An 18091-nucleotide genomic window follows, 5' to 3' on the forward strand; every position below is an offset into this window, starting at 1 on the left:
TGCTCGATCAGGTCCGCTCCGCGAACGGACCCGCAATGGGCCTCGTGCGCCGAGCAGGGCCCTGCCCGAGACCACTCGACAGCACGGATCTCGACGAATGGACCCGAACCGGGCTGCGTCCGTCCACCAGACCCCGTTGCGCGTCCACTCGCTCGCCTCTGCATGCTGGTCGAGCAGCCCGGAGGGCGTATCGAGACCCATGGCACCAGCACTGCGGATGACGGGGATCCCGACGCGCATGGGGAGGGGAGCCCTGTTCGCGCCGCAGGCGCTGGGAGAACAGGCGGCGCGGCGGAGCCGAGTCGACCACAGGCGACGCCGGCGCAGGCGGCTCGTGGTATGCGAAGAGGGACCCCGCGGTGGCGGGGTCCCTCGACGGGTGGTGCGGTGGTGCTACTTCGCGGCGGAGGTGGTGCGGTTCTCGGCCGACACCATCCAGGCGTACTGCTCGAGGCTCTGGATGATCGCGTGCAGGAGGTCGGCGCTCGTCGGGTCCTCGTCGTCCACCTGGTCGTGCACCTCGCGCATGGTGGCGGCGGTGTTCTCGAGGCGGACGGTGATGAGGTCGACGGTCTCGGCGGTGTCGATCTCGCCGTGCGGGTACTCCGGGAGCGTCGTGGTCGCCGCGACGGTGTCGCTGCGGCCGTCCGGGATGCCGTGCAGGGCGCGCATGCGCTCGGCGATGTCGTCGCTGAACTCGCGCGCGGCCTCGATGATCTCGTCGAGCTGGAGGTGGAGGTCGCGGAAGTTCTTGCCGACGACGTTCCAGTGCGCCTGCTTGCCCTGGACGTGCAGCTCGATCAGGTCGACGAGGACGATCTGGAGGCTGTCGAGCAGCTCCTTGGAGGCCTTGAAGCCCTTCTCGGCGTTCTGGCGGCGGCTGGTCTTCGCTCCGGAGCCCGCGGGGGCTTCGACGTGGCGTTCGAGGGTGGTGGTCATGGACCGTTCCTTTCTCTGACAGTGCCGGGATGCGGAAAACCCGACTTCGATTGTGACTCTTTCGGCTGGACGTCGCCCGGACGCGCGGGGTGCGCGACCTGGACGGCGCCGGGACTGCGGGGGCCGGGGGCCCGGGGCTAGATCGTCGCGACCGAGCCCGAGTCGACCCGGTAGTTCGAGCCGTTCACGAACGAGGCGCGCTCCGAGCAGAGGAACGCGATGACCGCGGCGACCTCCTCGGGCCGGCCCCGTCGCTTCAGCTCCATGTAGGGCCGCTCCTCGTCGAGGAAGGACGAGATCGCCTCCTCCTTCGAGGTGCCGTTCTCGTCGGCGCGCTTGTCCATCATCGCGTCGGTCATCGGCGTGTGGATGAAGGCCGGCGACACCGCGTTCACGAGCAGGCCCTCGAGGGCGTAGGAGCGGGAGAGCCCCTTGGCGAGCGCCAGCACGCCCGCCTTCGCCGCGCAGTAGGGCAGCTCGTCGTCGTAGGGCTGCACCGCGTCCTCGGAGGCGGTGAGCACGAGGCGGCCCCAGCCTCCGGAGCGCAGGTCGGGCAGGAACTCGCGGACGAGGCGGACGGGGCCGAGCAGGTCGGTCTCGAGCGTGCTGGTCCAGCCCTCGTCGTCGATCTCGTGGAAGAGGCCCTGGGCGCCGGTGACGCCCGCGCACTGCACGAGGATGTCGATCTCGCCGACGGCCTCGGCCGTCCGCTCGTGCAGGGCGGCGAGCTCGGAGACGCTGGTGACGTCGGCGGCGAAGGCGTGCAGCGTCCCGTCCGCCGCGCCGAGGCGGGCGGCCGCCTCGTCGAGCTTCCCCTGGTCCTTGTCGCTCAGGACGACGGTGACGCCCTCCGCGAGCAGGAGCTGGGCGGTGTGCCAGCCGATGCCGGAGTCGCCGCCGGTGACGAGGGCGGTGCGCCCGGAGATGCCGAGGTCCATCTGGTCTTCCTTCCTGCCGCTCCCGGGCACGCCGCGCAGGGCGGTCCGGGGTGATGAGTCCGGTCTACGCGCCGCGGCGGGAGCCCCTCAACCGGGTTGCGCGAACCCGTCGCCGGGTCTAGCGGTGCGCCGCGTCGATCGTCGGCGGCTCGAATGCCGCCGTCAGCGCTCGCCGATCTTCTCCGGCGCCAGCTCCTCGATCGTGATGGCGGCGTTGATCAGCGCGAGATGACTGAGGCCCTGCGGCAGGTTGCCCCAGAAGGCGAGGTCGTCGACGGCCACCATCTCGGACATGATGCCGACGTCGTTCGGCACCGTCTCGACCAGCTCGTCCATCAGCGCGATCGCCTCGTCGTGCCGGCCGACGCAGGCGAGCGCGCCGGCGAGCCAGAACGAGCAGGCGACGAACGGGTGCTCCTCCGCCTCCATGCCGGAGTAGCGGAACAGCAGGGCGCCGCGGCCCAGCTCCTTCACCAGCGCGTCGATCGTCGAGACCATCCGCTCGCCGCGCTCGTAGCCGCTCGGTGCGTGCAGCAGGACGGAGGCGTCCAGCTCCTCGGTGCCCGGGTACATCACGTAGGAGCCGAGCTCCTCGGACCAGCAGTTCTCCTCGATCCAGTCGCGGATGCGATCGCGCTCGAAGCGCCAGCGGTCCGGGCTGCCCGCCACCTGCCCGAGCTCGGCGAGGTGCACGGCGGCGTCGAGCGCCTGCCAGCAGCCCATCTTCGAGGAGGTGTAGTGCTGCTCCTCCTCGAGCTCCCACATCCCGGCGTCGCGGTTGCGCCAGAGGTCGCAGGTGGTGTCCGCGATCCGCGCGAGCAGCCGGCCGGTCTCGATGTCGAGGACGTTGCCCTCGTCGACGTAGATGCGGCAGATGTCGAAGAGGTCGCCGAAGACGCCGAGCTGCAGCTGGCTCTGCGCGCCGTTGCCGGCGAGGACCGGGCCGATGCCCGCGTAGCCGGGGACGTCGTACTCGGTCTGCTCGGTCGGCAGCGAGCCGTCGAGGCCGTAGAAGATGTGCAGATCGGGGCCGTGCTCCTTGATCGTGCGCAGGAGCCAGGAGAGCGCCGCATGCGTCTCCTCGCGCAGGCCGAAGCGCACCAGCGCGTGCGCCGTGTACGCGGCGTCGCGCACCCAGGCGAAGCGGTAGTCCCAGTTCTTGCCGCCGTTGGGCGACTCCGGGAGCGAGGTGGTCGCGGCGGCCGCTATCGCGCCGGTGGGCGAGTAGATCAGCAGCTTCAGCGCGAGCGCGCTGCGCTGCACCGCTCCGGCCCAGGGCCCGTCGTAGGAGAACTCGTCGGACCAGGACTGCCAGCTGGCGAGCGTGCGGTCGATCCCGCGGTCGACGTTCACCGCGACCGGGAAGTGCAGGGGCTCGTCGTGCGTCGCCGAGACGACCAGGACGTGCCGCTCGCCGCCCGCGGTCGCGACGAAGCCGCCGGCGAGCTCGTCGCCCGCGCCGGAGGGCGCCGACTCGTCGACCGGTCCGTGGTCCTTCCCGGTGACGCCGATGGTGATGTCGCCGGCCCGGATCAGCGAGCGGCCGTCCGCGTTCTGGATCCACGGGGAGAAGGTCCCGAGGCCGGTCCCGGGGCGGACGACCCAGCGCATCCGGACCTCGCCGTCGGTGCACTCGACCCGGCGCGCCAGCTCGGCCCACGGCAGGCGCCCGGCGATGCCCGTCACCAGCGCGTCGGTCACCGTCACGGTGCCGGACTCGGTGGTGAAGGTGGTCTCGAGCACGTTCGTGTCGCCCAGGTAGCGGCGGGTCGTCTCCGCGGGCTCCTCCGGGGAGAGCTCGATGCAGCCGCCGGTCTTGGCGTCGATCAGCGCGGCGAACGCGGGGGTCGACCCGAGGTCGGGGACGGGCAGCCAGTCGACGCTCCCGTCGCTCGCGATCAGCGCGACGGTGCGACCGTCGCCGATCGCGGCGTAGTCGCGCAGTGGTCTGGTCGCTCGGGGTTGGGCCATGCCCTCACGCTAGGCGGCACGCGGGTCGTCGGCTCGGGCTTGCGAGGTCACCCGGTTGCCGGTACCGGAGGCTCAGGTGGCGGCGACTCCGCCGTAGGCCTGCATCCGCTCGGTGAACTCGGCGCGGTCGCCCTCCTCGAGGATCGCGTTGGCGTAGCCGGCGAGGAACGCGCCGCTGTCCGGCGGCGTCAGCCCGACGTCGTCGAGCATCCGCTCGACGTCTCCCGTGCTGTCGGCGCCGAGATCGACGAGGCCGATCTCGATCGCGGGCACGTCCTCCACCGTGGAGTACGCGGTGACGACCCAGAGCGCGGCGCCCGCCTCCTCGTCGCTCAGATCGCCCTCGTACTCGTAGCCGACCTCGGACCACTCGGCCGGGGTGTCGGCGACGTCGACGGCGTCGAAGCCGAGCGGCGCGACCGCGGCGGTGAACACGTCGACGACCGCCTGCTTGGCGGCGTCGGAGCCGAGGTCGGCGTCGGCGTAGCTCGTGGCCGAGATGTAGTCGTAGAGGAGCGACGGGCCGCCGTAGCCGTTCTCCGAGCGCTCGTAGTACTCGTCGTCGGCCGAGGTCCAGCCGTCGAGGACGGTCGACTCGATCGCCGCGACGGCCGCCTCGGACTGCGCGATCGCGGCCTCGGCCGACGGCTGCGCGAGCACGAAGGCGGCGTCGCCGTCCTGGTAGCCGGGGTAGTCGTAGAGCGGGTCGGCCGGGTCGCCGGCGTCCGGGCCCTCGGTCGCCTCGCCGAACGGCTCGTCGGTGAAGCCGGGCGCCGCGGTCGGCAGGGCGTCGGCGGTCGCGTCGATGGCGGTGCCGATGCCGAGAGCGAGCAGCGTGCCGAGCACGCCGGTGTAGACGACGCCGACGACGATGCTCGCGCCCAGGGCGATCCAGCCGCCGGTGCCGAGCGGCCGGTGCGCTCCGGGGAGGCCGGGCGGGGTGGCGGGGGGCATCGGGGGCGGGCTCACGGGTACCTGGCTCATCGCGTCCCTCCGGGGTCGAGCGTCGTCGACGCCAGTCTCGCACGGGCGCGGTGGCCCGCCCGCGCTCCGAGACCCCCTGGGCAGGCGGCGCTCGGTGTGCCACTCTGGCCCCGCGCGCCGGAGACGACCGACCGCGGTGGGAGGCGTCGTGAACCGGATCGAAGCGGGCTTCGGAGTGGTGGTCGGCGTGATCGCCGTGGGAGCGATGACGGCGCTGGCGTCGGTCGCGGGAGCGGGAGGCGCTCGGGAGGCGGAGGCCACGGTGCAGACGGTCGCCGTCGAGGAGACGACTCCGCAGGCGGGCGCCGCGACCGGGTCAGGTCCGAGTGCCGAGACGTCCGCGGGAGTGCCGATCGCCGAGGGGGTCGAGATCTGGAGCACGCCGGCCGCCGACGCACTGCCCGCTCCGGCGGGCACGCCGATCGACTCCGCGGAGGCCGCCATCGCCGTGGTGCGCCCGCTCGAGGGTCCCGGCGTCGACGCGGGCAGCGAGCGCGCCGTCCGCGTCAGCGCCGACTCCGTCTACGGCGAGAGCGGCTCGCTGCAGGCGTCCGGCCAGCAGGTCGCCGCACCTCCCGGCCTCTCCCCCGACGACGAGCTCTGGCTCGTCGGCTACACCGGCGAGATCCCGGCGCCCTTCGGCGTGATCGAGCTGACGCTCGACCACCTCGTGCTGACCATCGACGCCGCGACCGGCCACGTGCTCAGCAGCGCGGGCGGCGAGGGCGGACTGCCCGCGGTCTTCGACGACGCGGGCTGAGCGCCGCCCGTCCCGGCCCGCTCCCCCGGCGGAGGATGATGGCGGGATGGACGATGTCGTGCCCGCCCCCCTCCCTCTCGCCTCCCTTCCCACCCTCGAGGAGGTCGACGCCGGACTCCGCGTCGTCGCGCTGCCGTTGCGAACGCGCTTCCGCGGAGTCGACCACCGCGAGATCGCCCTGGTCCGCGGCCCGGAGGGCTGGACCGAGTTCTCGCCGTTCCTCGAGTACGGGCCCGCGGAGTCGGCCGCCTGGCTGCGCGCCGCCCTCGACTACGGCTGGAACGAGCAGCCCGCGCCGCTGCGCGACCGCATCCCGGTGAACGCGACCGTGCCCGCGGTGGACGCCGGCGAGGTCGCCGCGATCCTCGCGAGCTACCACGGCTGCCGCACCGCCAAGGTGAAGGTCGCGGAGCGCGGGCAGACCCTGGCCGACGACGTGGCGCGGGTCGCCGAGGTGCGCCGGGTGCTCGGTCCGGAGGGGCGCATTCGCGTGGATGCGAACGGCGGCTGGAACGTCGACGAGGCGGAGCACGCGGTGCACGCGCTCGCCTCCGCCGACCTCGAGTACGTCGAGCAGCCGTGCGCGAGCGTCGACGAGCTCGCCGATCTGCGCCGCCGGGTGAAGTGGATGGGCATCCCCGTCGCCGCCGACGAGAGCGTGCGCAAGGCCGCGGATCCGCTCGCCGTCGCGCGCGCCGGTGCCGCCGACCTGCTCGTGGTCAAGGCCCAGCCGCTCGGCGGGGTACGGCGGGCTCTCGACATCGTCGCCGAGGCGGGGCTGCCCGCGGTGGTCTCCAGCGCCCTCGACAGCTCGGTCGGGCTGGCGATGGGAGCGGCGCTCGCCGCGGCGCTGCCCGAGCTGCCCTACGACTGCGGGCTCGGCACGGCCTCGCTGCTCGCCGCCGACGTGACCGAGCGGCCGCTGCGGCCCGTCGACGGCGCGATCCCGGTCGAGCGGGTCGAGGTGTCGGAGGCGCTGCTGCTGCGCCACGCGGTCTCGCCGGAGCGGCTGGCCTGGTGGCGCGACCGCCTCCGCGAGACGTGGGCGCTGCTCTGAGCCGCTGAGGCTGAGGCGCTCCGGGCCCGATCAGGCGGGCGGCGCGAGCACCGAGATGATCGCCGAGTCGTCCGCCGCCGCGAGTCCCTGAGCCGCACCGAGCAGGAAGAGCTGCTCGGCCGCCGCGGCGACCGGGGTGGCGAGACCCGCGCCGCGCGCGGCCGTGGTGACGATGCCGAGGTCCTTGACGAAGATGTCGAGCCGGCTCAGCACCTCGGCCCCGCCCTCGTCGCCGGCCTGCAGCATCCGCGGCCCGCGGTTGCCGAGCATGAACGAGCCGGCGGCCCCGGCGGAGAGCGTCTTGAGCGTGGCCGCCGGGTCGAGGCCGAGCTTCGCGGCCAGCGCGAGCGCCTCCGCCCCGGCGGCGATGTGCACGCCGCAGAGCAGCTGGTTGACGGTCTTGAAGGCCTGGCCGTCCCCCGGGCGGTCGCCGATGACGCTGAGGGTCGAGGCGAGCAGATCCAGCACGGGGCGCGCCTGCTCGCGCGCGGCAGGGGTCGCGCCGACGACGATCAGGAGGTCGCCCTCCCCCGCGCGCACCGGTCCGCCGCTGAGCGGGGCGTCGACCAGGTCGACCCCGTGCTCGGCGAGTGCTGTCGCGACCTCGGTCACCTCGGTGATGCCGACCGTGCTGGTCATGATCACGACGGAGCCGGCGCGCAGCGCGGTCGCGATCCCCTCGGAGTCGGCGCCGCCGAAGAGCACCTCGCGCAGCTGGGCGCCGTTGCGGACGGCGAGCAGCGTCGCGTCGGCGCCGGCCACCGCCTCGCGGGCCGAGCCGAAGGGGGTGATGCCGGCCTCGCGGGCCAGCGCGAGGCGCGGCTCGGCGACGTCGAAGCCGTGCACGGTCAGCGAGCCGGCCAGGCGGGTCGCCATCGGCAGGCCCATGGCGCCGAGGCCGAGGACGGCGACGGTGTAGTCCGAGGCGGAGGCGGGTGTGGTGTCGGGCGTGGTCACGGGGTCCTCCAGGGGATCGGGCGGATGAGGGTGCGCGGTCAGAGCGCGGGAGCGCGGAGCGTCGCGGCGACCTGCGCCAGCGACTCGTCGTCGCCGACGTTGCCGGCGAAGACGATGTAGGGGATGCCTGCGGCCGGCCCCTCGACCGGCTCCCAGAGCGAGACCAGGCCGGGCAGCATCGGGCCCCGCACGATCGCGCGGCGGATGCCGAGGCCCTTCGAGGCGACGTCGCTCGAGGTGATGCCGCCCTTCGCGATGACGAAGCGCGGGCGGACGCGGGCGAGGACGCCCTGCACCACGGCGACGACCGCGGCCGAGACACGCCGGGAGAGGTCGAGGCTCTCCTGCGGGTCGTCGGTGCGGCGGAGCGAGCGGCTGGTGTGCACGGCGACGTCGCCGTCCGCGAGGGCGGCGACCGCCTGCTCGACGAGCTCGGCGAGGTGCGCGGGCGCCCGCTCGGGGTCGACGGCGCGGTCGACGTCGAGCTCGAGGGTCGCGCGGAGCGATCCGGTCGCCGCGAGACGCTCGAGCTGCCGCGAGGTGAGGCCGACGTGCGAGCCGACGACGACGAGGCCGCCGCGCGTCCGGTCGACCGCGGCGGATCCGCTCGGGAAGACCTCGCCTGCGGTGAGGGGTGGGCGCACCGCCTGGCCGATGCGCGCCCGGACGAACGGCGGGCCGACCCGGTAGAGCACGCGGAGGCCCGACTCCTCCGCCTGCGCGAGCCCGAGGGCCAGCAGCCGCAGGTCGTCCTCGGTGACGGCGTCGACGACCACCGGCACGCCGCCGCGGAGCGGAGCGAGCACGGCCGCGATCGCGTCGGCGCCCGCGCGGATCGTGTCGAGGCCGAGCGCGACGACCCGGTCGGCCGGCCAGCGGCCCTCCGTCTTCTCCGCCACCCACTCGCGCAGGTCGGAGTGCGCGTAGCCGAAGGTCGAGTCGCGGGCGAACTCGGTCTCGGCGACCGGCTGGAGCCCGTCCGTGCCGCGCATGTAGTGGACGCCGCCGATCGTCACCCTGCCGGCATCCGGGAAGGCGGGGACCAGGAGGACGGCGTCGACCGCGCCGTCGAGGGCGTCGGTGATGGTGTCGGTCTCGAGCGGGAAGTGGCCGCGCAGCGTGGAGTCACCGCGACTGACGAAGGCGACCGGGACCTCGAGGGCTCGAGCGGCGGCGAGCGCGCTCGCGACGATCTCCCGGTTGCGCTCGGCGGCGTCCTCGGGCGCGAGGCTCCGGGTGTTGCTGAGGACGTAGACGGCCGGTGCGCCGGTGGCGAGCGCCCAGCGGAGGTCCTCCTCCGCCCAGCTGGTCAGCACCGGCAGATCGGCGACGGACTGCGTGCCGGTCGGGTCGTCGTCCAGCACGACCAGCACCGGCGTGCGCGCCGTCCGCGTGGCGGCGACGGCGGCGGCCTCGACCGGCACCTGCGCGGGGTACTGCTGAAGCAGCGTCGTCTCCGAGATCACCGGTACTCCTTCGTCCTGGGGTATCAGATATCTTACAAGTAGTCCGGCCTGCGGTGGAAGGGGCCGCCCTCCTCCGGAGAAGCCATCCCTCCCTTGCTGATCGAGTAGCCCGCGCAGCGGGCGTGTCGAGATCCACCACCGCCAACAGGCCGGTCCGAAGACCCGCCTCTCAGCGACGACTGGTCTCGATACGCCCCTCCGGGGCTACTCGACCAGCATGATCGGGCGCAGTCTCGCGCTTCGAGCGGCACCGTCTTCGCGGATCGAGCTGCGCGCCCAGCTCCCCCCGCATGCTGATCGAGTAGCCCGCGCAGCGGGCGTATCGAGATCCACCACCGCCAACAGGCCGGTCCGAAGACCCGCCTCTCAGCGACGACTGGTCTCGATACGCCCCTCCGGGGCTACTCGACCAGCATGATCGCCGTGCAGTGGGCGTGCCTGCGCGAGTAGCCTCCGGGCATGACGAGCCCCCTCACCACCCGGCGGCAGCTGCTCGAGGACCTCATCGAGCACGCCGCGCTCGACGACGTCGACCTCGCGACGATGTTCGGCTCCCCCGCGATCCGGCACCGCGGGCGGATCGTCTGCTTCCTCGGCGCGGACGACCGGCTGATCGTGAAGCTGACGCGGCCGGACACGTTCGAGCTGGTCGAGCGCGGCGATGCCGACCCGGTCGTGATGGGCAGGCGGACCCTGCGCGAGTGGGTGAGCGTGCCGCGCGAGTCTCCCGACACCGCGGCGCTGGAGCGCTGGCGGCCGCTCGTCGTCGCCGCACTCGGCTACGCGCGGGCCGCCCTCGCGGAGTCGGCGTCGGGACCGGAGGAGTCGTCGCCGGAGAGCACGTAGCGCCGAAGATCCTCGGCCGTCTGCGCGATGTGGTCGGCCATCGCCGCGCGGGAGGCGTCAGCATCGCCGGCCCGGATCGCCTCGAGCACCGCGCGGTGCCTGACCAGGGCGTTCCGCTGGATCTGCACCAGCGCGGAGGTCTGCTCGCGCTTCGCCCGCATCACCTTGGCGAGCGGCGCGAAGACGGCGGCGACGAAGACGTTGCCGGTCGCGGCGAGGATCACGTCGTGGAAGGCGATGTCGGCGGCGACGAAGCCCGCGAGGTCGCCGCTCTCGTGCGCGGCGGTCATCCGCGCGAGCTCCTCCTCCAGCCGTGCGAGGTCGGCGTCGGAGCGGCGGACCGCGGCGAGCGCCGAGGCGCCGGTCTCGATCATCTCGCGCACCTCGATCAGGTGCAGCGACGCCGCGGCGGAGTCCACGCCCGAGGCGGTCGCCCGCAGGATCGGCTCCAGGTCGCTCCAGCGCGCGACCGGGTTCACCGTGCCGCGCTTGCCCCGGCGCGCGTCGATAACGTTGAGGCCCTGGAGGCGGCCGAGCGCCTCGCGCATGGTCGCCCGGCTCACGTCGTGCGCGAGGGCCAGCTCGCCCTCACTCGGCAGCTCGGAGCCGATCGGGATGCGGCCGGCGACGATCTCGTCGAGCAGCGCGTCGGCGACGGTCGCGACGAGGGACGGACGCGGCACGGGCCCCTCCTCGTCTCGGGCACCGGCCGGACGGCGGGCACCGGTTCAGGCTACCCGCGGTCGGGGCGGCGCCGCCGGAGGGCCAGAATGGATCTGCTCCGGCCGCCGATGCCCGCCGCACCCCTCCCCCTTCGAGCATCGGAGTCCCGTGACCGCACCCACCGTCCCCGTCTTCCTCGACTGCGACACCGGCATCGACGACTCGCTCGCCCTGGCCTACCTGCTGCGCTCGCCGCTCGCCGAGCTGGTCGGCATCAGCACCGTCAGCGGCAACACCGACGCCCGCCAGGCCGCCGTGAACAGCCTCGGCCTGCTCGCCCTCGCCGGCCGGACCGACGTCCCGGTCGCGATCGGCGCGCACGACTTCCTCGAGGAGCCCTACTCCGGCGGGTCCCCGCACGTGCACGGCGAGAACGGCATCGGCGGCGTGCTGCTGCCCGTCGGCGCGGAGCCGGTCGACGAGGACCCCGCGGACCTGCTGCTCCGCCTCGCCCGCGAGCACGGGGGCGAGCTGCGGCTGGTCGCGATCGGCCCGCTGACGAACCTGGCGCTCGCACTGCGCAAGCACCCGGAGCTGCTGTCGCTGCTGCACTCGGTCACCGTGATGGGCGGCGCCGGCCTCGCGCCGGGCAACGTGACCGCCGTCGCCGAGGCGAACATCTGGCACGACCCGGCCGCGGCCGCCGAGGTCGTCGCCGCGGACTGGGACCTCACGCTCGTCCCGCTGGACGTGACGATGAAGCACCTGCTCGACGAGGAGCAGCGCGACGTCCTGATCCGCTCCGCGGATCCGCTGGCGTCCGCGATCGGGCACGCGCTGGACTACTACTTCGACTTCTACGTCGGCCACTTCGGCGACCGGACCGCCGCGCTGCACGACCCGATGGCCGCGGCGATCGCCGTCGGCGCCCTGGAGCTCACCTCCGCTCCGCGCGTCCCCGTCGAGGTCGACACCTCCTTCGGTCCCGGCCGCGGCCAGACCCTCCCGGACCTCCGCGGCCTCTACCGCGACGTCCACCCCGAGGGCGCCCGCACCCGCTTCGTTCTCGCGCTGGCGGAGCCGTTCGCCCCCCACCTCATCGACGTGATCACGGGCGCCTGACCGCCTGCGCACCCCATGCTGATCGAGTAGCGCGCACCGCGCGCGTCTCGAGATCCACCACTGCCAGGACGCGAGTCTGCAGACCCAGCCTCCTGGCAACAGCGGGTCTCGATACGCCCCTGCGGGGCTACTCGACCAGCAAAAGGGTGAGGCCGCCCCGCGATCTTCAAAAGGGTGAGGCCGCCCCGCGGCCCTGCGGACCGCGCCCCTCATGCTGATCGAGTAGCCCGCGCAGCGGGCGTATCGAGATCCACCGACGCCAGCACGCGAGTCGGCAGACCACCCTGCTGAGAACGGTGGGTCTCGATACGCCCCTGCGGGGCTACTCGACCAGCATGATTGCGCCGACCGTTCTGCGAACGGCGCTGCCGTCCCCAGGAGGAGCTCGTCGCGCAGCGACGGCTGTGCTCAGAAGGCTCGTCGCGCAGCGACGGCCGTGCTCGTGGGGCTCGTCGCGCAGCGACGGCCGTGTTCCCAAAGGCTCGTCGCAAAGCGACGGCTGTGCTCCTGTTCAGACGGATCTGCGGGTGCTGGTGGGTGTGATCGCAAGGCGGAGGAGGGGTGCGTAGCGGGAGCTACGGACCCCGACGACAACGCCGCGAGCGCGCCCACCAGCGCCCGCAGATCACATGCCGGTGTCGAGGCCGGAGTAGGCGTGGAGCCCCTTGAAGAAGACGTTGACGACGCCGAAGTTGAACATGACGGCGGAGAAGCCGATGATCGCGAGCCAGGCGGAGGGGGTGCCGCGCCAGCCGCGGGTGGCGCGGGCGTGGATGTAGCCGGCGTAGATGGTCCAGATGATGAAGGTCCAGACCTCCTTGGTGTCCCAGCCCCAGTAGCGGCCCCACGCCTTCTCGGCCCAGACGGCGCCGGCGATGAGGGTGAAGGTCCAGAGGATGAAGCCGATGATCGTGACGCGGTAGGCGAGGTTCTCGAGCGTCAGCGAGCTGGGCAGGGTGCGCAGGAAGCGGAGGACGGAGGGGGCGCTCTCGCCGCTGGTCTCCCTCCGCGACTGGAGCAGCTGGGTGACGGAGAGCGCGAAGCCGAGCGCGAAGAAGGCGGTGCCGAGGATCGCGACGAGCACGTGGATGACGAGCCAGTAGGACTGCAGTGCCGGCGGCAGCGGGACGACGTCGACGTAGTAGTTGACGGTCGCGACGCCGAGGAGGACCAGCACGAGGCCGGTGATGAACGCCCCGAGGAAGCGGAGGTCCCAGCGCAGCTGGACGGCGAGGAAGACGCCGATGATGAGGACGGTCCCGGTGATCGAGAACTCGTACATGTTGGCCCACGGCACCCGGCCGGCGGCGATCCCGCGGAGGACGGTGGCGCCGAGGTGCAGGACGAAGGCGAGGAGCGTGAGCGAGAAGCCGATCCGCATCGCCTTCGAGCGGGACGGCGCGTTGTAGACCTCGTCCTCGACGCGGCTGCCGAGGCGGGAGAGCGTCGCGGTGCGTCCGTTGCCGCCGGCGGAGGCTGCTCCGGTGGCGACGGTGGCCTTGCCGCTCGCCGCGCGGTCGGCGGCGGCGCTGGAGGCGACCCGCTCGGCCTCGCGGACGACCTCGATCGAGTCGCCGTCGGCGACCGACGAGCGCCGGGCCAGGTCGATGGCGAAGAAGATGAAGGCCAGGGCGTAGATGCCCATGGCGGAGTAGAGGCACAGCACGGAGTACTGCGAGAGGGTCTCGATCACCCCTCCAGGGTAAGCGACGGCGCCGTGAGGCGCCCCTGCACACATGCACAGGTTGGATCACTTGACCGCGACCCCTGAGGAGTCCGGTGCCGGCCGCCGTCAGGGCCGGCCGGCGTCGGAGCAGATCGACGTCGGGCCGGCCGTCGTCAGGGCTGGTCGAGCGGAGCGTGCCGGTCCGCGATCGTCCGTACGGCGCGCGTCAGCTGCGGGTCCTCGCCGCGGGCGAGCCCGGCGTACTCGAGCGTCAGCCCGCCGTCCGCCCCGCTCGTCGCCTTCACCCACACCCGGCGCCGCGGCACGAACAGCGAGGTGAGCAGTCCCGCGAGCACGAGGATCGCGAAGAGCAGCACCCAGCCCTGGGTCGCGTCGTGGTGGATGTCGAACGAGGCGAAGCGCTTGACGCTGTCCGTCCCGACGACGGAGGTGTCCGCTCCGACGTTGTCGAAGGTCACCGTGCCGAGGCCGTTCGGCAGCTCGGCGGAGTCGCCCGGCTTGAGCGTGATCGACGGCACGCCGGTCTGCCCGCCGGTGAGGCGGGTGAGCGAGTCGGTGTTCAGCACGTAGACCGAGGTCGGGACGCCGCCGTCGAGGCCGAGGTCGCCCTCGAAGACGTTGAGCGAGAGCACCGGGTACTGCAGGTCCGGGAAGATCGAGGTCGATGCTCCCGAGGGCAGCTCGTCCTGCGTCGGGTAGAAGAAGCCGGTGAGCCCCACCTGCTCGGCGAGACCGTCCGTCACCTTCACGACGCCGACCGAGGTGAGGTTCGCGTCCTGCGGCAGGAACGGCACGGAGTCGGTGAAGATCGCCGTCCCCGAGGGGTCGCGCACCGTGATCGTCGGCGCGTAGCCGTTGCCGAGCAGGTAGACGTTGGTGCCGCCGATCGCGAGCGGGTCGTTGACCTTGATCGTCTCGTCGGAGGAGTCGCCGCCGCGCTCGGTGGTCGTCACGTGCGCGGTGAAGTCGACCGGCTGCCCGAGGGCCTGCTGGTTCCGCTCCTCGTACTGCACGTCGAGCGAGTCGAGGGTCAGCTGGTACGGATCGAGCTGGCCGCTGTCGAAGAAGCGCCCCGGGTTGAACGAGTCGTAGCCGGCCAGGTTGTTCGCGAAGCCCTGCGAGCCCTCGACCAGCACGCGCTGGCCGCTGTAGCCGAAGCCGCCGCCGATGCCCACGGCGACGAGGATGCCGACCAGGGCGGAGTGGAAGACGAGGTTGCCGGTCTCGCGGAGGTAGCCGCGCTCGGCGGAGACACTCGACCAGCGGCCGCGCGGGTCGTCGTGGCGCTCGGTGCGGTAGCCCGCCCGGCGCAGGACGGCCTGCGCGGAGGCGACGGCCTCCTCCTCGCTCGCGCCCTCGACCTCGCGGACGGTGTAGCCGGCCAGGCGCTGCAGGCGGGCGGGGGTGCGCGGCGGCCTCGAGCGCATCGCCTCGAAGTGGTGCTTCGTCCGCGGGATGATGCAGCCGATCAGCGAGACGAACAGCAGCAGGTAGATGCTCGAGAACCACGCCGAGGTGTAGGTGTCGAAGGCCTGGACCTTGTCGAGCAGCGGCGCGAGGTCCGGGTTGTCGACGAAGTACTGGGTGACGCCGTTGGGGTCGGAGGAGCGCTGCGGCACGAGCGAGCCCGGCACCGCCGCGATCGCGAGCAGCAGCAGCAGGAACAGCGCGGTGCGCATGCTGGTGAGCTGGCGCCACATCCAGCGGACCCAGCCGGTGAAGCCGAGGGTCGGCTGCGTGATCGAGCCGTCGGAGTCGAAGTGGTCGGCGGGGCGGAAGGACGCGTCCGCCTTCTGCTGGGTCGCGTCGGCGCCTGCCGAGGCGTCGGTGCCCGAGTCGGACTCGGTGCTCGAGTCGGACTCAGAGCGCGGGCTGGAAGCCATTGATCACCTCGAAGAGTGCTCCGTAGACGAGGGTGTTCCACAGGCCCGTGACCATCAGGACTCCGATCAGGACGAGGGCGACGCCGCCGGCGATGTTGATGACGCGGATGTGACGCTTCACGAACGCGAGGGTGGTGGTCACCCAGCTGAAGCCGAACGCCACCAGGAGGAAGGGGATGCCGAGGCCGAGGCAGTAGACGACCGTCAGCAGCGCGCCGCGCCAGGGCGAGCCGGCGCCGTAGCTCAGGGCGAGGATCGAGGTCAGCGTCGGGCCGAGGCAGGGGGTCCAGCCGACGCCGAAGACGATGCCGAGCAGCGGGGCCCCGATCAGCCCGGTCGCCGGGCGGAAGCCGGGCCGGACGGTGCGCTGCAGGAAGGAGAGCTGGCCGATGAAGACCAGCCCCATCGCGATGACGAAGACGCCGAGCACGCGGGTGATGACGTCGGCGTAGGCGCGCAGCCAGAAGCCGATCGAGCCTGCGGCGACGCCGAAGAGCACGAAGACCAGTGAGAAGCCGAGCACGAACAGCAGCACGCCGAGCACGACCCGGCGGCGGCCCCGGGCGGCGCGCTCGCCGGCGTCGGTGAAGCCGCCGACGTAGGCGAGGTACCCCGGCACGAGCGGGAGCACGCAGGGCGACGCGAAAGAGACCAGCCCGGCCAGCAGCGCGATCGGCACCGCGAGGAGGAGCTGGCCGCTGATGACGACCTCGCTCACCGCGCTACTCCGACTCCGCGAGCGTGTCGCCCACGAGCGTCGAGAGGATCGACGCCTCCTGCAGCTGGCCGAGGATGCGCGAGGCGACCCGGCCCTCCTTGTCGAGGACGATCGTGGTGGGCACCGCGTTCGGCGGCACCTCGCCGGTGAAGGCGAGCTGCACCGAGGAGTCGGTGTCGACGATCGAGGGGTAGGTGAGTCCGTAGTTCGCGGAGAACGCGGCAGCCGTCGGCGCCTGGTCGCGCACGTTCACGCCGACGAACGAGACGTCCTGGTCGGCGAACTCGGTGTTGACCGTCTCGAGATCGGCCGCCTCGGCACGGCAGGGAGCGCAGCTGGCGTACCAGAAGTTGACCACCACGACGCGGCCGGCGAGATCGGCGGAGTCGATGGTCGCGCCGTCCTCGTCGGTGCCGGTGAACTCGATCGCCTCGCCCCGCTGGTCGACGGGGACCTCCTTGATCGTGCCGTCGCCCGAGATGAAGCCGTTGTTCGTGCCCTGCCGGTAGTCCTCGGCGAGCTTGTCGCGGGTGCAGCCGCTCAGCGCGAGGGCGCCGACGAGCACGAGCACGCCGAGCGCGCGGGTGCGGCGCATCAGACGGCTCCGACGTCGGTCGCGAGGCCCTGGAGGCCGGCCGCCGGGTCGGAGTAGCCGACCTCGACGAAGCGGTCGCCCCGGCGCTCGAAGGTGGTGATGCTCGACAGCGCGCAGCGGCGCTTGCGCGGATCGTGGAAGAGCTTCTCCCCCGCGATCGCGCGGTGGGTGGTCCAGATCGGCAGCTGATGGCTGACGAGCGCGGCGTCGCCGGAGGCCGTGCCCTGCCAGGCGGACTCGAGCGCCGCATACATCCGCGCCGAGATGGAGAGGTAGGGCTCGCCCCAGCTGGGCTCGAAGGGGTTGCGGAGCAGCGGCCAGCTGCGCGGGTCCTTGAGCGCCGAGTTGCGGGCGGCGACGCGCTTGCCCTCGAAGCGGTTGGTCGGCTCGATCAGGCGCTCGTCGGTGACGATCTCGAGCTCGAAGGCCTGCGAGATCGGCTGGGCCGACTCCTGCGTGCGCTGCAGCGGCGAGGCGAAGAGCGCCGTGACGGGGCGGCGGCGCTCGAGCAGGTCGTCGGCGGCGGCGCGCGCCATCCGGTTGCCCAGGTCCGAGAGCCGGAAGTGCGGGAGTCGCCCGTAGAGGACCCGGTCGGGGTTGAAGACCTCGCCGTGCCGCACGAGATGGATCTGATCGGCAACCACGAGCGTCAAGTGTACGGAACGCCGCGTGGAGGAACGCCGGGAATAGGGACGGCCGATCCGCACCTCTGCCGTGCCCGGCTGCGGCGGGCGGTCAGCGCCGCGCGCTCACCGCCGCGGAGAGCCGGCGGACCAGGGAGCCGGGCAGGTGGCGCACCACGCTGATCGGCACGCCGAACCGCCAGGAGGGGATCGAGACGACCGAGCCGCGCGCCACGTCGCGCAGGAACTCCTCGACCACCGCGTCCGCGTCCAGCCAGAGGAAGGAGGGGATCGAGGCGGTGTCCATCGCCGCGCGCTCGTGGAACTCGGTGCGCACCCAGCCCGGGCAGAGCGCCGCGGCCCGCACGCCCGTACCGCGCAGCTCCACCGCCAGCGACTGGGTGAAGGCCGTCGCCCAGGCCTTGATCGCCGAGTACGGCCCGAGGTGCACGAAGCCGGCGACGCTCGACACGGTGAGGATCGCCCCGCGCCCCCGGCCGACCATCGCCTGCGCGGCGGCGCCCGAGAGCACGGACACGGAGCGGACCATCACCTCGAACGCCTCGTCCTGCGCCGCGACGTCGGGCTCGGCGAAGCTGCCGTCGATCCCGAAGCCGGCGTTGTTGACCAGCACCCGGACGGGCCGCTCGGGGTCGACGAGCCGGACGCGCACCCGCTCGACGTCGTCGCGGTCGGAGAGGTCGGCGGGCAGCACCTCGACGCGCGGGGCGCCGAGCGCGCGGAAGGCGGCGGCCGCCTCCTCGAGCCGGCCCCGGTCGCGCGCGACGAGGACGAGGTCGAAGCCCCGGCGGGCGAAGGCGCGCGCGAACGCGGCGCCGATGCCCGTGGACGCTCCGGTGATCAGTGCGGTGCTCATGCGGG

At 73.0% G+C, this 18091-nt stretch carries 17 protein-coding genes; 4 read left to right on the forward strand and 13 right to left on the reverse strand.

Annotated features, from left to right (window positions below):
* Window positions 1-393: 393 nt before the first annotated feature.
* The 4 genes from MT350_RS11810 to MT350_RS11825 form a co-directional block, all read right to left on the reverse strand.
* Window positions 394-939, reverse strand: a complete 546-nt coding sequence (locus MT350_RS11810) for a Dps family protein (protein ID WP_123732843.1) — start codon at window positions 937-939, stop codon at window positions 394-396.
* Window positions 940-1076: 137 nt separating this feature from the next.
* Window positions 1077-1877 (reverse strand): SDR family NAD(P)-dependent oxidoreductase, encoded by an 801-nt coding sequence (locus MT350_RS11815; RefSeq protein ID WP_123736791.1) that lies wholly within the window; start codon window positions 1875-1877, stop codon window positions 1077-1079.
* A gap of 162 nt (window positions 1878-2039) precedes the next feature.
* Window positions 2040-3848 carry a glycoside hydrolase family 15 protein gene (locus MT350_RS11820; RefSeq protein WP_243615958.1) on the reverse strand — a complete coding sequence of 603 codons (1809 nt, stop codon included), beginning with the start codon at window positions 3846-3848 and terminating at the stop codon, window positions 2040-2042.
* Window positions 3849-3920: 72 nt separating this feature from the next.
* Window positions 3921-4802, reverse strand: a complete 882-nt coding sequence (locus tag MT350_RS11825; protein WP_243615959.1) for a hypothetical protein — start codon at window positions 4800-4802, stop codon at window positions 3921-3923.
* A gap of 178 nt (window positions 4803-4980) precedes the next feature.
* Between MT350_RS11825 and MT350_RS11830 the strand changes: the two genes are divergently transcribed.
* The gene (locus MT350_RS11830; protein WP_243615960.1) at window positions 4981-5592 is read left to right on the forward strand and encodes a hypothetical protein; all 612 of its coding nucleotides are present in this window, start codon (window positions 4981-4983) and stop codon (window positions 5590-5592) included.
* 46 nt (window positions 5593-5638) lie between these two features.
* Window positions 5639-6649 carry an o-succinylbenzoate synthase gene (locus MT350_RS11835; RefSeq protein WP_243598310.1) on the forward strand — a complete coding sequence of 337 codons (1011 nt, stop codon included), beginning with the start codon at window positions 5639-5641 and terminating at the stop codon, window positions 6647-6649.
* 30 nt (window positions 6650-6679) lie between these two features.
* On the opposite strand, the gene MT350_RS11840 is transcribed toward MT350_RS11835, so the two are convergent.
* Together MT350_RS11840 and MT350_RS11845 are read right to left on the reverse strand one after the other, a co-directional pair.
* The gene (locus MT350_RS11840) at window positions 6680-7606 is read right to left on the reverse strand and encodes an NAD(P)-dependent oxidoreductase (protein WP_308197474.1); all 927 of its coding nucleotides are present in this window, start codon (window positions 7604-7606) and stop codon (window positions 6680-6682) included.
* A gap of 38 nt (window positions 7607-7644) precedes the next feature.
* Window positions 7645-9072: a four-carbon acid sugar kinase family protein gene (locus MT350_RS11845; protein ID WP_243615961.1), complete on the reverse strand. Its 1428-nt coding sequence runs from the start codon at window positions 9070-9072 to the stop codon at window positions 7645-7647.
* Between the two features lie 459 nt (window positions 9073-9531).
* Here MT350_RS11845 and MT350_RS11850 point away from each other — a divergent pair, with 459 nt between their 5' ends.
* Window positions 9532-9918 carry a hypothetical protein gene (locus MT350_RS11850; RefSeq protein WP_243615962.1) on the forward strand — a complete coding sequence of 129 codons (387 nt, stop codon included), beginning with the start codon at window positions 9532-9534 and terminating at the stop codon, window positions 9916-9918.
* Here the strand turns inward: MT350_RS11850 and MT350_RS11855 are convergent.
* Window positions 9852-10601 carry a FadR/GntR family transcriptional regulator gene (locus MT350_RS11855; RefSeq protein ID WP_243615963.1) on the reverse strand — a complete coding sequence of 250 codons (750 nt, stop codon included), beginning with the start codon at window positions 10599-10601 and terminating at the stop codon, window positions 9852-9854. The genes MT350_RS11850 and MT350_RS11855 overlap by 67 nt on opposite strands.
* A 148-nt stretch (window positions 10602-10749) precedes the next feature.
* Between MT350_RS11855 and MT350_RS11860 the strand changes: the two genes are divergently transcribed.
* Window positions 10750-11703 (forward strand): nucleoside hydrolase, encoded by a 954-nt coding sequence (locus tag MT350_RS11860; protein WP_243615964.1) that lies wholly within the window; start codon window positions 10750-10752, stop codon window positions 11701-11703.
* A gap of 625 nt (window positions 11704-12328) precedes the next feature.
* On the opposite strand, the gene ccsB is transcribed toward MT350_RS11860, so the two are convergent.
* From ccsB to MT350_RS11890, 6 genes are all read right to left on the reverse strand, one after another.
* Window positions 12329-13396, reverse strand: coding sequence for a c-type cytochrome biogenesis protein CcsB (gene ccsB, locus MT350_RS11865; protein WP_374204627.1), 1068 nt, complete (start codon window positions 13394-13396; stop codon window positions 12329-12331).
* 146 nt (window positions 13397-13542) lie between these two features.
* Window positions 13543-15273, reverse strand: a complete 1731-nt coding sequence (locus tag MT350_RS11870) for a cytochrome c biogenesis protein ResB (RefSeq protein WP_243598305.1) — start codon at window positions 15271-15273, stop codon at window positions 13543-13545.
* Window positions 15251-15991, reverse strand: a complete 741-nt coding sequence (locus tag MT350_RS11875) for a cytochrome c biogenesis CcdA family protein (protein ID WP_132437525.1) — start codon at window positions 15989-15991, stop codon at window positions 15251-15253. Before MT350_RS11875 ends, MT350_RS11870 begins: the two co-directional genes overlap by 23 nt.
* A gap of 4 nt (window positions 15992-15995) precedes the next feature.
* Window positions 15996-16586: a TlpA family protein disulfide reductase gene (locus tag MT350_RS11880; protein WP_123736780.1), complete on the reverse strand. Its 591-nt coding sequence runs from the start codon at window positions 16584-16586 to the stop codon at window positions 15996-15998.
* Entirely contained in the window at window positions 16586-17230 is a 645-nt protein-coding gene (locus MT350_RS11885) for a histidine phosphatase family protein (protein ID WP_123446605.1), read from the reverse strand. The genes MT350_RS11880 and MT350_RS11885 overlap by 1 nt, the downstream gene beginning before the upstream one ends.
* A gap of 91 nt (window positions 17231-17321) precedes the next feature.
* Entirely contained in the window at window positions 17322-18086 is a 765-nt protein-coding gene (locus MT350_RS11890; protein ID WP_243598303.1) for an SDR family oxidoreductase, read from the reverse strand.
* Window positions 18087-18091: the final 5 nt, after the last annotated feature.

This window comes from Rathayibacter sp. VKM Ac-2928 (assembly GCF_022815545.1).
Lineage (GTDB): Bacteria > Actinomycetota > Actinomycetes > Actinomycetales > Microbacteriaceae > Rathayibacter > Rathayibacter festucae.